This is a genomic window from Aquabacterium humicola (genome assembly GCF_030167915.1).
In the GTDB taxonomy this organism is placed as follows: domain Bacteria; phylum Pseudomonadota; class Gammaproteobacteria; order Burkholderiales; family Burkholderiaceae_C; genus Pseudaquabacterium; species Pseudaquabacterium humicola.
This window is the reverse complement of sequence record NZ_JARGNB010000002.1, coordinates 1131156-1143991: the sequence shown is the minus strand read 5'-3', so window position 1 is coordinate 1143991 and position 12836 is coordinate 1131156. Positions and strand designations below refer to the sequence as shown.

Sequence of the window (12836 nt, the reverse complement as noted above, 5' to 3'; positions counted from 1 at the left end):
TCGAAGGACCACCGCCATGCCCCGTCCCGCCCAGCCGATCACGCTGTACCGCTTCGCCCTGTCCGGCCACGCGCACCGCGTGCAACTGATGCTGTCGCTGCTCGGCCTGCCGCACCGGCTGGTCGAAGTCGACCTGATGAAGGGCGAGCAGAAGGCGCCGGACTTCATCGCGCGCAACCTCTTCGGCCAGGTGCCGGTGATCGAGGACGGCGACTTCACGCTGGCCGACAGCAACGCGATCCTCGTCTACCTGGCGCTCACCTACGACGCCGACCGCCGCTGGCTGCCGGCCGACGTGCGCACGCAGGCCGAGATCCAGCGCTGGCTCGGCGCGGCCGCCGGGCCGCTGGTGCGCGGGCCGGCGGTGGCGCGCTGGCAGCGCATCTCGAAGCAGGGAGACGGTGTCGCGCTGCATGCGCAGAGCCACCAGTTCTTCGCCCGCGTCGAGCAGCACCTGGCTGCGCGCGACTGGCTGGTGGGCGACGCGCCGACGATCGCCGACATCGCGCTCTACAGCTACACCGCGCGCGCGCCGGAAGGTGGCATCGGCCTCGACGACTACCCGCACCTGCGCGCCTGGCTGGCGCGCATCGAGGCGCTGCCGGGCTTCGTGCCGATGCCGGTGGCCGCAGCGACATCGTGAGGGCCGCGATCGACTTCGCCGATGAGCACGCTTCCACGCCGGTGAGGTCGCGCTGCAGGCGCGGCATGGCCTGCAAGCTTCGGGGGAAACCCGTGCAAGCTTGAGAACCTTGTGCCACAATCGCGGGCTTCGCCGATCGGGTGCACCGATGCCCCCCATCGATACACGTTCGGCGATTCTTCGTTCATCTCCCTGACCCTCATCGAGCCGGGCCCTGCCTCCAAGCCGAGAAATGCTCGGCGCAGGGAACTCAAGCCGCGTCTCGAGGCCTGGTTGGCGGCGATGCCGTCGCTCCAGACATTCGGGCCCGCCGGCACTGCGTTCTGCAGTCCGTCATTCCCTTGCTTGGCGACTTCACCTGCGGTGGACGCAACTCGCGCCGCCGCGGCTGTGCCTTGTCGTGGCTTCCTGAAGCTGCCGGGCATGGCTTGCTCGATGAAAGCAGTTCCATGAGTTTCGAACCCCAGATCGACCCGACCCCGATGGTCGACACCGTCGAGAACAACATCACCACCGGCGCCTTCGACGTGCTCGGCCTCGCGCCCGAGATCCTGAAGGCCATCACCCACGCCGGCTACCCGTCGCCGACCGAAGTGCAATCCCGCGCCGTGCCGGTCGCGCTGACCGGCGTCGACCTGCTGGTGTCCTCGCAGACCGGCAGCGGCAAGACCGCCGCCTTCGTCTGGCCGGCGCTGCAGCGCATCCTGCTGGCGCGCCAGGACCCGGCGAAGAAGCGCGTGAAGGGCCAACCGCAAGGTCCGCGCATCCTCGTGCTGGCGCCGACGCGTGAACTGGCGATGCAGGTGTCGCGCGCCTGCATGGAGTACGGCCACGGCGTGCAGGGCCTGCGCATTGCGCACGTCGTCGGCGGCGTGCCCTACCACGCGCAGCTGAAGGCGCTGCGGGGTCCGCTGGACATCCTGATCGCGACCCCCGGCCGCCTGCTCGACCTGATGAACTCGGGCGCGGCGATCATGTCGCAGGTCGAGATGCTGGTGCTCGACGAAGCCGATCGCATGCTCGACATGGGCTTCATCGACGACATCACCACCGTCGCCGAAGCGCTGCCGAAGACCCGCCAGACGCTGATGTTCAGCGCCACCTTCGCCGGCAACGTCGGCCAGCTGGCGCAGCAGCTGACGCGCGAGCCGCAGCGCATCAGCGTGCAGTCGCACACCGACACGCATGCGCAGATCGAGCAGCGCCTGCACTGGGCCGACAGCCCGTTCCACAAGCATGCGCTGCTGGAGCAGCTGCTGACCGACCGCGAGCTCGACCAGGCCCTGGTCTTTACCAGCACCCAGCGCGATGCCGACGACCTGGCCTACAAGCTCGCCGAGATCGGCCATGCCGTCGCCGCGCTGCACGGCGGCATGCCCCAGGGCCGCCGCAACCGCGTGCTGCAGGGCCTGCGCCAGGGCCAGCTGCGCGTGCTGGTGGCCACCGACGTCGCCGCGCGCGGCATCGACGTGCCCACGATCAGCCACGTCATCAACTTCGGCCTGCCGATGAAGGCCGAGGACTACGTGCACCGCATCGGCCGTACCGGCCGTGCCGGCCGCACGGGCCTCGCGATCACGCTGGCCGAGCGCCGCGACATCGGCATGATCCGCCGCATCGAGCGCTTCACGACCCAGCGCATCAGCGCCACCGTCGTGCCGGGCCTCGAGCCGAAGGCTCCGCCGCCGTCGGACAAGCCGCCGATGAAGGACCGCTCGTTCGGCAAGCCGCTCGGCCGCGGCTTTGCCGGCAAGCCGTTCCCGCCGAAGGGTGGGCACGGTGGCAACCGCGGCGGCTTCGGCAACCGCGACGGCTTTGCCCCGCGTGAAGGGTTCGGCAACCGCGACGGTGTCGCCCCGCGTGAAGGTTTTGCCAACCGCGACGGCTTCGCCCCGCGTGAAGGCTTCGGCGGCCAGGGTGGTCGTCCGGCGCACGGCGGCAACCGCGGCGGCTTCGGCGGTTCCGGTGGCGGATTCAACGGCGGATTCAACGGCGGAGGCTTCGGCGGTGGCGCCGGCGGCCGCGGCTTCGGCGGCAAGCCGCGCGGCCCGGCGCGCTGACGCGACGGTCCCGCGGCGCGGAACCTGACCGCCCCGGGACCTAACAACCCAACTGCACGGCCTGCAGCGGCAGGCCGCTGCGGGCATCGCTGACGACCACCAGCAGCCGTACCGGCCGGCCGCCTTCGCCGTGGCGCGGCGCCGTGATCTCGAAGCGCGCTGGCGCCGCCGACGCCCAACTCGCGCGTTGCCCATAGGCCCGCACGACATGATCGTGCTGCAGCGCGACGCCGCGGTTCTCGCCGGCCTTCACCGCGCTGGCATGGCCGTCCTCCAGCAGCACCCACCACGCAGCGATCGTGCCCGGCGCGCCCGTCAGCGGCGCGACGTCGACGATCACGCGCGTGTCCTCGCGCCGCAACTGGATCGCCACCGGCGCCGGACCACCGGCCGGCGGCAGCTGCGGCCAGCGCCGCCAGTCGCGGCCGTCGACCAGCACCTGCGGTGTGTACGCAAAACGCGAGGCGCCGGCTGCGACCCGCTGCGCCTGGCGCTCGGTGTGCGCCGCCGCGCCGAAGCGGTCCTTCCAGCCGAGGTGGTCCCAGTAGTCGACATGGAAGGCCGCAGCGAGCACGTCGTCGCGGCCCTTCAGCGTCGACAGCCAGCGATCGGCCGGCGGGCACGAGTTGCAGCCTTCGGAGGTGTACAGCTCGACGAGGCGCGCCTGCTGCGGCGCCGAGCGAGCTTCGCAGCGGCCGGCATCGGCAACCACGCCGGTCGACGTGGCCAGGCCCAGCGCCAGCGTGGCGGCGCACCAGGGAGAACGGGCATCCATGCGGGATCGTCGCGCCAACCCCCTCGCCGCTTACATCGCGCGCCACAATGACCCGCATGCAGACGCTGCCGCTGAGACTGCCGCCCGGCGCGGACCTGCGCCTCGCGCTTCAAATGGCCGCACCGGCGGCCTTCGTGCTGGCCGGCATCGGCAGCCTGTCGACACTGGCGCTGCGCCTGGCCGGGGCCGACGAGCCGACCTTGCTTCAAGGCGACTTCGAGCTGCTGACGCTGTCGGGCTCGTTGTCGCCCGACGGCGCGCACCTGCATGCCAGCGTCGCCGACGCGCAGGGCCGCGTGCTCGGGGGGCCACGTCGCGCCGGGCTGCATCGTGCGCACGACGGCCGAAGTGCTGGTGGCCGTGCTGCCGGACTGGCAGTTCGGGCGCCAGCCCGATGCCGCCACCGGCTACGCCGAGTTGGTGGTTCGACGGAAGGTTTGAGCGGTCATCCGACCGCGGGCCCGAGCGGTTTCCAACCGCGGGCCTGAGCGGTCACCTGCCACGCGGCCGGCCTCTGCAGCCGCGCTATGCTTGCCGCCCCTTCGCCGGACGCCCGACCGTTCACGACCCGCCCCCCCTGCCCATGGCCGGCATCCACATCACCGACATCGAAGCGGCCATCAACTGGTGGCGCGAGCGTTCGCCCTCGCCCGACGGCATCACCGCCTGCAAGCAGGTGCGCGCGCTGGCCGAGGTCTACGCGCTGATGGTCTATTACCGCGAGCCGCTGGCCGACGAGGACACGATGCCCGCCGCCGCGCGCGAGGCCTGGCTGGACTGGTACGCCCACACGCCGGACGCGCCCTGCATCGCGATCTGCTCGACCGCGCAAGGTGATGCGGTGTGCAAGGGCTGCGGCCGCACCGAAGACGAGGTGCAGCACTGGCCGGTGCTGACGCCGGCCGAAAAACGCCTGGTGTGGCGCCGCATCACCAAGGAAGGCACGGCGTGGCGCTTCAACCGCTATGCCGAGCGTGCACGCAGCGCCAGCGGCATCGACCATCCGGCGCCGGACAGCTTCGACACCCCCCTTTCCACCAGGCCGACGGGCACCGGCGCACGATGAACCCCGCGGGCTTCGTCGCCAGCGTGAGGCGCATCGTGCCCTTGGCGTGGCCGGTCTTCATCGGCCAGCTCGCGGTGCTGGGTTTCTCCACCGTCGACACCGTGCTGGTCGCGCGTCATTCGTCGACCGACCTCGCCGCGCTCGCGGTCGGCTCGGCGGCCTTCGTCACGGTCTTCATCGGCCTGATGGGCGTGGTGCTGGCGATCAGCCCGATCGTCGGCCAGCTGTTCGGCGCCGGGCGCGAGGCCGAGGCCGGCGCGCAGCTGCACCAGGCGATGTGGCTGGCGCTCGGGCTGGCGCTGGTGGGCAGCACGCTGCTGCTCTTCCCGGCGCCCTTCCTGGCGCTGTCGCAGGCGGGGCCCGAAGTAGCGTCCAAGATACGCGGCTACCTGCTGGCGCTGGCCTTCTCGCTGCCGGCCTCGCTGCTGTTCACGATCTACCGCGGCTTCAACACCGCGGTGTCGCGGCCGAAGGCGGTGATGGCGCTGCAGATCGGCGGGCTGGCGCTCAAGGTGCCGCTGTCGATCGCGCTGGTCGGCGGCGTGCCGGCGCTGGACGTGCCGGCCCTCGGCGTGCAGGGCTGCGGCATCGCGACGCTGGTCGCGATGTGGGCCCAGGTGATCGTGGCCTGGGTCGTGCTGCGGCGCGACCCGTTCTATGCGCGCTTCGCGCTGCGCGGCCGCGGCCTCGACCGGCCGCAGCCGGCGTCGCTGAAGGCCTTGCTGAAGCTCGGCGTGCCGATGGGGTTGTCGATCCTGATCGAGGTCACCGGCTTCGCCTTCATGGCGATCTTCATCGCGCGCCTCGGCGAGACGCCGGTGGCCGGCCACCAGATCGCGGCCAACCTCGTCGCGCTGCTGTTCATGATGCCGCTCGGGCTGGCGAATGCCACCGGCACGCTGGTCGCGCAACGCATCGGCGCGGCCGATCTCGCCGACGCCTGCCGCCTGGGCCGCCACGGCGTGCTGCTGGCGCTGGTGGTCGCGCTGGTGGTCGGCGGCGCGGTGTTCGCGCTGCGCGGAGCGATCGTCGGCCTGTACACCACCGACGCGGCGGTGATCGCCGCGGCGCTGCCGCTGGTGGCATGGGTCACGCTGTTCCACGCCGCCGACGCGGTGCAGACCGCCGCGGCCTTCGTGCTGCGCGCCTGGCATGTCGCGACCGCGCCGCTGGTGATCTACGCGGTCGCGCTATGGGGCGTGGGGCTGGCCGGCGGCTACGTGCTGGCGTTCAACATCGGCGGCGGCATGCCGGCCGCGTGGCACGGTGCGCCGGGCTTCTGGATGGCATCGACCGCCGGCCTCGCGGTCGCGGCGGCGGGCCTGAGCGCCTTCATGGGTGCGGTGCACCGCGCGAAGAGGCGTGAAGCGCTCGAGATCGCGAGCGCGCGCTGAGCCCGCGAGGTCAGCGGGCAGGCGATTCAGCCGGCGGGCAGCGCCAGCACGAAGCAGCTGCCGCCGCCGTCGCGTGGCTCGCAGCGCACACTGCCGCCGTGGTGCTCGGCGATCTGGCGCACCAGGCTCAGGCCGAGGCCCACGCCGCCTTCGCGCTCGGCATGGCCGGGCAGCCGGAAGAAGGGTTCGAAGATGCGTTCGCGGAAGGCTGCCGGCACGCCGGGGCCGCGGTCGCTGACCCGCGCCTCCGCGCCGCCGTCGGGCCGTTGGACGATCTGGGCCTCGACTTCGGCACCGCCATAACGGTGGGCGTTCTCCAGCAGGTTGCGCAGTGCGCGGCGCAGCAGGCGTTCGCTGCCCTGCACCGTGACCGCCGAGCCGGCGGCCTGCGCGCCGACCCGCGCGGCTTCCTCCGCGGCGAGGCCCAGCAGCTCGACCGGCTCGCGGCGCTCGAGCACGCCCGCCGCGTCGAGGCGGCTGGCGAGCAGCACTTCCTCAACCAGCGCGTCGAGCTCGGCGACGTCGGTTTCGATCTCCTGGCGCAGCGCCGCACGCTGCGCATCGGCGGCGTCGCCGTACATCGCCACCGCCATCTTCAAACGCGCGAGCGGCGAGCGCAGCTCGTGACTGGCGTTGGCCAGCAGGCTCTGGTGCGAGCGCACCAGCGCCTCGATGCGCTCGGCCGTGCGATTGAAAGTGCCAGCGAGCGCGGCGACCTCGTCGCGGCCGGACTCGTCGACCCGTTGGCCGAGCTTGCCCGCGCCGAAGGCCTCGACGCCTTGCTTCAGCGACTCCAGGCGCCGCGTCAGCCGCCGCACCACCGGGTAGGCACCGGCCGCGACCGCGACCAGCAGCAGGCCGAGCAGCAGCACCGGACCGGCCGCAGCGATCACGCCGTCACCCGGCAGCAGCAGCGGCGAGGGCACCCTCAAAGGACCCATCGGGCGCTCGGGCGGCGGACCTTCGTCGCGCTGCGCCGCGGGACCTCCGCGATCGCGCCAGGCGCCTGGCGCCGGCGCCATGCCCGCCCGCGGGCCCTCGGCCCAAGGCCGGTCCGGCGGCGCAGTGGCGGGGCCGCCAAAGCCACGCGGCCCGTCGCCCTGCATCGCGCGCCGCAACGGCCGTCGCGCGATCCACAAGGTGCGGCCGTCGTCGAGCTTGACCGAGATCGCCGGCAGACCGCCTTCGGCTTCGCGCCGCAGGAAACTGTCGGACGCGCCGATGCGGCGCCCGCGCGAGTCGTCCAGCGCCATCGGCAGGCGCAGGCGCATCGACCACTCCGCGAGCGCCTCCGACTGTGCCGCGGGCGGCGCATCGGCCGCCGGCAGCGAGCGCTGCACCAGCTCGGCCCAGGCGGCGACCCGTTCGTTGACCACCTGCTCGAAGCGCACCCGTTCCTGCGCGACTTGGCGCTGCCACAGCCAGCCCGACACCAGCGCGAACAGCGCCAGCGCGGCCACCACCGTGAGCCAGATGCGCAGGTAGAGCGATTTCATGCCGCCCCCTCGCGCCGCGGCGCCGCAGCGAGCCTCACTCGTCGGCGTCCTGCTTGCGCGCGAAGACGTAGCCCGAGCCGCGCACCGTCAGAACGCGCTTCGGGCACTTCGGGTCGTCCTCGATGCAGGCGCGGATGCGCGAGACATGCACGTCGATGCTGCGGTCGAAGGCCTCGATCGGGTGGCCCTTCAGCGCGTCCATGATCTGGTCGCGCGACAGCACGCGGCCGGCGCTCTGCGCCAGCACGCACAGCAGGTCGAACTGGTGGCCCGTGAGGTCGCAGGCCTTGCCCTCGATGCGCGCCTGGCGCGCGCCCATGTCGATTTCCAGCCGGCCGAAACGCAGCACGTCGTCGCCCGCGGTGTCGGGTTCGGCGCGGCGCAGCAACGCCTTGACGCGGGCCAGCAGCTCGCGCGGCTCGAAGGGCTTGGGCAGGTAGTCGTCGGCACCGAGCTCCAGCCCGACGACCCGGTCCAGCGGTTCTCCACGGGCGGTCAGCATCAGCAGCGGCAGGCGCTTGGTGCGGGCGTCGGCCCGCAGCTCGCGCGTCAGGTCCAGGCCGTCGCCGTCCGGCAGCATCAGGTCGAGCACCAGCGCGTCGTAGGGTCCGCCGCGCAGGCGTTCGCGCCCCCCGGCCAGCGAGCCAGCGGTGTCCACCTGGTAGCCGTGGCCACGCAGGTAGTCGCCGACCATCGAGGTCAGGCGGGCGTCGTCGTCGATCAACAGCAATCGTGCGCTCATGGACTGATTAAAAAACAAAAACGCCCCGGCGCACGGGGCGCCGGAGCGAAGCTCCTGGAAGGAAGGGAATCGGAACCATCGGCCGGGGGCCGCGCAGCCTTCAGCTGCGCTTGGGCGCGCCATCGAGCGAATCGCGCTCGCGGCGGTGACGTTCCATCATGTCGCGGCGCTTGCCGATCTGTTCGGCGAGCTTCGCACGCTGCTCCGGCGTCAGCACCGCGGCGGCCTCGATCGTCGCCTGGAGCATTCGCTTGCTGGCGGCCTCGTGCAGCGCGGCCTGCTTCTGGCGCAGCGCCTCGGCGGCGCGCGCGTCCACCGTCGGCGCGGTGAAGATCTGCACCCACTGCGCACGCAGGTCGCCGGCGGCCTGGTGCTGCGCACGCAATTCCTCGTGCGCGGCGCGGTAGATCTGCTGCACGCGGGCCTGCTGGTCGGCACTGGCGCCGACGGCTTGCAGCACCCGCTCGGACATCATCATCATCGGGCCGCCGTGGCCGCCCGCACCATGGCCGCGGTGCATGGCGTGCTGCCCTTCGCCGCCGGGCATCGCCTGCGCCATCTGCGCAGCCCCGCCGGCCAGCGCCAGCACCAGCATGCCGGCCGCCAGCGTCCACGGACCCTTCGAGCGCATCATCGTGACCATTGCTTGATTACCTCATCGATCGGTTGACGATGAGGGCATTCTGGGAACCTGGCTTGAAGCCCCCTTGTTCAGGGGGTAAAGCTAGGTAAAGGGGTCGACGAAGCGGCCGCCTCGGGCAGGAGCGAAGCGACGTGGGGGTCCACTCAGCCGCCGCCGGCCTCGACGCGCACGAGGCGGCGCCGCAGCGCGTAGCGCGCGTTGTCGCTGCTGCGCAGTTCCAGGCGCAGCAGCACGCCGCTGCGGCGGTCGACCGACATCACGCCGTCCAGGCGGGTGCTGCCGCCGGCGGCGGTCGGCACGTCGCCGAAGAGCTCGATCACCGCGACGTCGAATTCCCTCCCGCCGATCTGCTGCGGGCCGATCGCGACCACCTGCCCGCGCACGCGCGCACGCCCCGGCAGCGCATCGCCCGCCGTCAGCTCGCCCGCCAGCACCTGCCCGAGCGCAAGGTCGCGTTGCAGCAGCCGCTGCAGGCCGACCGGCTGCGCCCGCTGCGGCGACGACACCGCGTTGCCGGCCAGATCCTGGTACCAGCGCTGCGCGAGCGCCTGGCCGTCGAGGTCGAGCGTGAACTCCAGCTGGTCGTGCTGCAGCGACGCGACGCGCATGCCGAGCTCGTGGGCCGCACCGCGAGGGCCGGTGCGCTGCTCGTAGACCAGGCGATCACCCAGGCCCACCGGCAGCGCTTCGTCGCGTTCGGCCGCCGACGCGGTGAGCGACGCACCGCAGCGATGGCGTGCGGCCGCGGTCTGCATCGCTTCGAAGCGGCCCTTCAATGCGGCCAGTTCCGCCGCTTCCGCCCCGTCGGGCCGCATCGCCAGCAGCGCGGGCCAGAACACGGTGACGCCGATGCCCAGCGCGATCATGTTGTGGCCCGCTCGGGTATCGACGGCGTAGGCGACGTCCGCGGCGCGCTGCTGCACGGCATCGATCTGCTCGGCGAGGCGCTCGCACGCCCAGCCGGCATAGGCGGCCGGGTCCGCCGGTGCGGGTTTCACGTCGACGGCCCGCGATGCGCAGCCCACGACCAGCGCGAGCGCGGCGATCGCCAGGCAGGAGCGGGCGAAATGCATGGCGGCGGATTGTGCATCCGCTGGCGGTCGCGCCGCCAGTGCGGAGATCGCTGGGTTCGTGGGCGTCAGCGGTCGGGGGAGGACGAAGACGGCGTTACGGCGGGGACCGGGGCGGTCTGGGCGGTCGTTGCAGCCGGCGACGACTCCGCGGTCGGCGTCGTCGGCGCCGTCAGCGCGATCGGCGCGGCCGGCGTGGTCTGCGCGGTCTGCGTCACCTGCGCGCCACCCGGCAGCTGCAGCTCGTTGCGCACGTCGACCACGCCCCGCGGCGCGCGCGCCAGCACGGTCGCGCGGTCGCGCGCCTCGACGCTCGGGGCCGGGCCGCGCAGGGTCACCACACCCTGGTGCGTGTCGACGTCGATCTTCAGCGCGCTCAGGCTCGGATCGGCGGCGAGCGCCGTCTTGATGCCGGCCGTGATGCCGGCGTCGCCCACCGCGCCGGCCGCACGCGCCATCGTTTCGGCACCGCGTTCGACGACCCCATCGGCCGAGCGCTGAACGTCGCTGCCGAGGCCGCGCACGGCGGTTTCGCCGCGTTCGATCGTGGCGTCGACACGTTGGCCGAGCGTCTCGGTCTCGTAGTAGTCGGACACCAGCAGCCCGGCAATGGCCGCGCCGATGACGGCGGGAAACAGCCAGGCAAACCAGCGGATGCGCCGGCGCGGGGCAGGCGCGGCGCGCGTCGGCTTGGGCGGCGGTTCCGTCGCCACGGCCGATTGCAGCGGGGTGCGATGGGGAAGCATGAGGGCAAGCCTAGGGCCGCCCGGGAACCTGGCTTGTCGGCGGCGCGCCGATTTCGCTGTGCGCGCTGTCCTACGGCGTCTCAGCGGGTTCCGTCTCCCGCTCCAGCGCGATCGAGACCCGTTCCTGCAACTGCAGCAGCGCAGGATGCGAGATGTCGTTCAGTCCGTCGAGCTGCAGCAGGATCTTCTTCAGCACGTGCGCCGGCGTCTCCGGGATCGCACGCGCCCCCTGGCGGGCCAGCGCCGACTCGAGGTAACGCAGGTGCGGCAACGCATGGCGGGTATCGGGGTTGGCATCGAGCAGCGCCTTCAGCGCCAGGCGCTGGGCGGCCGCTTCAGCGTCGGTCGGCGGTGCGCTCACCGGCGCCAGCGTCGGCGGCGCGTCTTGGGCGGCCGCAGGGGCATCGCGGTCCTGCAGCAACAGGCGCCAGCGACCGTCCGTGCGAACGAGGCGCAGGTGACCGAACAGCAACTTGCGCACGAAGCCGACGAGGCCGCCGCGCGGCTTGCTCGACCTGGGGGGACGGGACGACGGGCGGGACATGGACATCACGGCAGGCAGGAGTACGCCCACGGGATATCGGCAGCGCAGCGCGTCGTCTTGAGGTCCGCCGGCGGTCGCCGGCGGTCGGCGCGCAAAGCAAAAGGCCGTCGCTGTCGCGACGGCCTTCGTGCTGGCGTGATGCCTGGCGGAGAGGGTGGGATTCGAACCCACGATACGGGGTTACCGTATACCGGATTTCGAGTCCGGCGCATTCGACCACTCTGCCACCTCTCCCGATCTGTTCTTCACCGGTGGTCGGCCGGGTGAAGCCCGCGATTCTAGCGCATCAATTCCGCAGTTCTTCGAGGCCGCCAAGATAAGGACGCAGTGCGGCCGGGATGCGGATGCTGCCGTCGGCCTGCTGGTGGTTCTCCAGCACCGCGACCAGCGTGCGGCCCACCGCCAGCCCCGAGCCGTTGAGCGTGTGCACGAGCTCGGGCTTGCCCTGGGCGTTGCGGTAGCGGGCCTGCATGCGCCGCGCCTGGAAGGCGCCGCAGTCCGAGCACGAGCTGATCTCGCGGTAGGTGTTCTGCGCCGGCAGCCAGACCTCCAGGTCGTAGGTCTTGGTGGCACCGAAGCCCATGTCGCCGGTCGACAGCAGCATCACGCGGTACGGCAGCTCCAGCTTCTGCAGGATGGCCTCGGCATGGCCGACCATCTCCTCGAGCGCGCGCGGGCTGTCCTCCGGCTTCGTGACCTGCACCATCTCGACCTTGTCGAACTGGTGCTGGCGGATCATGCCGCGGGTATCGCGGCCGGCCGAGCCGGCCTCCGAGCGGAAGCAGGGGCTGTGCGCGGTCAGCTTCACCGGCAGGTCCTCGGCCTTCAGGATCTGATCGCGCACCGTGTTCGTCAGCGAGATCTCCGAGGTCGAGATCAGGTACTGCTCGGTCGGGGCTTCGTCGCCCGCCTCGGCACCGCGGTATACCCAAAACATGTCCTGCTTGAACTTCGGCAGCTGGCCGGTGCCCTCCAGGATCTCGCGGTTGACGATGTACGGCGTGTAGCACTCGGTGTAGCCGTGCTCGGTGGTCTGCACGTCGAGCATGAACTGCGCCAGCGCACGGTGCAGCCGCGCGACCGGGCCCTTCATGAAGGTGAAGCGCGAGCCGGCGAGCTTGGCGCCGGTCTCGGGGTCGAGCCCCAGCGGCGCGCCCAGGTCGACATGGTCCTTGACCGGGAAGTCGAACGTGCGCGGCGTGCCCCAGCGGCGCTGCTCGACGTTGGCGTGCTCGTCGGGACCGACCGGCACGCTCTCGTGCGGCAGGTTGGCCACGCCCATCAGCATCAGCGACAGCTCGGCCTGCAGCGCTTCCAGCCGCTCGGCACCGGCCTTCATCTCGTCGGCGATGCCGCTCACTTCGGCCATCAGCGCCGAGGTGTCCTCGCCCTTGCCCTTCATCTGTCCGATCTGCTTCGACAGCGCGTTGCGCTTGGCCTGCAGCTCCTCGGTGCGGGTCTGCAGCGACTTGCGCTCGCCCTCGAGCGCGCGGAAGCGCTCGACGTCGAGATAGGGCTGCGGGGTCTTGCGGGTCTCGAGCCGCGCAACGACCGAGTCGAGGTCGCGGCGCAGCAGGGTGATGTCCAGCATGGTGGTTCTCTTTCGAAATCGGGGGCGATTGTAGGAACGGCACCCGAGGGTGCCGTTCCGATGCAT

The 12836-nt window shown here is 71.9% G+C and carries 12 protein-coding genes, 1 tRNA gene and 1 pseudogene; 5 read left to right on the top strand and 9 right to left on the bottom strand.

Translation table 11 applies throughout. The features are described from left to right. Window positions 1-16 precede the first annotated feature (16 nt). A complete protein-coding gene (locus P1K89_RS15500; RefSeq protein WP_284617335.1) occupies window positions 17-643 on the top strand; it encodes a glutathione S-transferase family protein in 627 nt (208 codons plus the stop codon). A 449-nt stretch (window positions 644-1092) separates the two neighbouring features. Continuing rightward, window positions 1093-2703, top strand: a complete 1611-nt coding sequence (locus P1K89_RS15495) for a DEAD/DEAH box helicase (RefSeq protein ID WP_284617334.1) — start codon at window positions 1093-1095, stop codon at window positions 2701-2703. Between the two features lie 40 nt (window positions 2704-2743). Here P1K89_RS15495 and P1K89_RS15490 read toward each other — a convergent pair whose 3' ends face one another. Next, the gene (locus P1K89_RS15490) at window positions 2744-3478 is read right to left on the bottom strand and encodes a DUF1223 domain-containing protein (protein WP_284617333.1); all 735 of its coding nucleotides are present in this window, start codon (window positions 3476-3478) and stop codon (window positions 2744-2746) included. 56 nt (window positions 3479-3534) lie between these two features. Between P1K89_RS15490 and P1K89_RS15485 the strand changes: the two are divergent. From P1K89_RS15485 to P1K89_RS15475, 3 genes and pseudogenes are all read left to right on the top strand, one after another. After that, window positions 3535-3919, top strand: a pseudogene (locus tag P1K89_RS15485) (PPC domain-containing DNA-binding protein). A gap of 142 nt (window positions 3920-4061) precedes the next feature. After that, window positions 4062-4544: a DUF3717 domain-containing protein gene (locus P1K89_RS15480; protein WP_284617332.1), complete on the top strand. Its 483-nt coding sequence runs from the start codon at window positions 4062-4064 to the stop codon at window positions 4542-4544. Beyond that, entirely contained in the window at window positions 4541-5938 is a 1398-nt protein-coding gene (locus P1K89_RS15475; RefSeq protein WP_284617331.1) for an MATE family efflux transporter, read from the top strand. Before P1K89_RS15480 ends, P1K89_RS15475 begins: the two co-directional genes overlap by 4 nt. A 26-nt stretch (window positions 5939-5964) precedes the next feature. Here P1K89_RS15475 and P1K89_RS15470 read toward each other — a convergent pair whose 3' ends face one another. The 8 genes from P1K89_RS15470 to serS all read right to left on the bottom strand — a co-directional run bounded on the left by P1K89_RS15470 (window position 5965) and on the right by serS (window position 12770). Then, window positions 5965-7434 (bottom strand): sensor histidine kinase, encoded by a 1470-nt coding sequence (locus P1K89_RS15470; RefSeq protein ID WP_284617330.1) that lies wholly within the window; start codon window positions 7432-7434, stop codon window positions 5965-5967. A gap of 34 nt (window positions 7435-7468) precedes the next feature. Continuing rightward, window positions 7469-8176 carry a response regulator transcription factor gene (locus P1K89_RS15465; protein ID WP_284617329.1) on the bottom strand — a complete coding sequence of 236 codons (708 nt, stop codon included), beginning with the start codon at window positions 8174-8176 and terminating at the stop codon, window positions 7469-7471. 100 nt (window positions 8177-8276) lie between these two features. Then, window positions 8277-8819, bottom strand: a complete 543-nt coding sequence (locus tag P1K89_RS15460) for a Spy/CpxP family protein refolding chaperone (protein WP_284617328.1) — start codon at window positions 8817-8819, stop codon at window positions 8277-8279. Between the two features lie 143 nt (window positions 8820-8962). After that, complete coding sequence (locus P1K89_RS15455) at window positions 8963-9892, bottom strand: hypothetical protein (protein WP_284617327.1); 930 nt, start codon at window positions 9890-9892, stop codon at window positions 8963-8965. A 65-nt stretch (window positions 9893-9957) separates the two neighbouring features. Further along, window positions 9958-10635, bottom strand: coding sequence for a BON domain-containing protein (locus P1K89_RS15450; RefSeq protein WP_284617326.1), 678 nt, complete (start codon window positions 10633-10635; stop codon window positions 9958-9960). Window positions 10636-10705: 70 nt separating this feature from the next. After that, window positions 10706-11185, bottom strand: a complete 480-nt coding sequence (locus P1K89_RS15445; RefSeq protein ID WP_284617325.1) for a hypothetical protein — start codon at window positions 11183-11185, stop codon at window positions 10706-10708. 137 nt (window positions 11186-11322) lie between these two features. Beyond that, window positions 11323-11413: transfer RNA gene (locus P1K89_RS15440), tRNA-Ser, on the bottom strand. A gap of 52 nt (window positions 11414-11465) precedes the next feature. Then, window positions 11466-12770, bottom strand: coding sequence for a serine--tRNA ligase (gene serS, locus P1K89_RS15435; protein WP_284617324.1), 1305 nt, complete (start codon window positions 12768-12770; stop codon window positions 11466-11468). Between the last annotated feature and the right edge of the window lie 66 nt (window positions 12771-12836).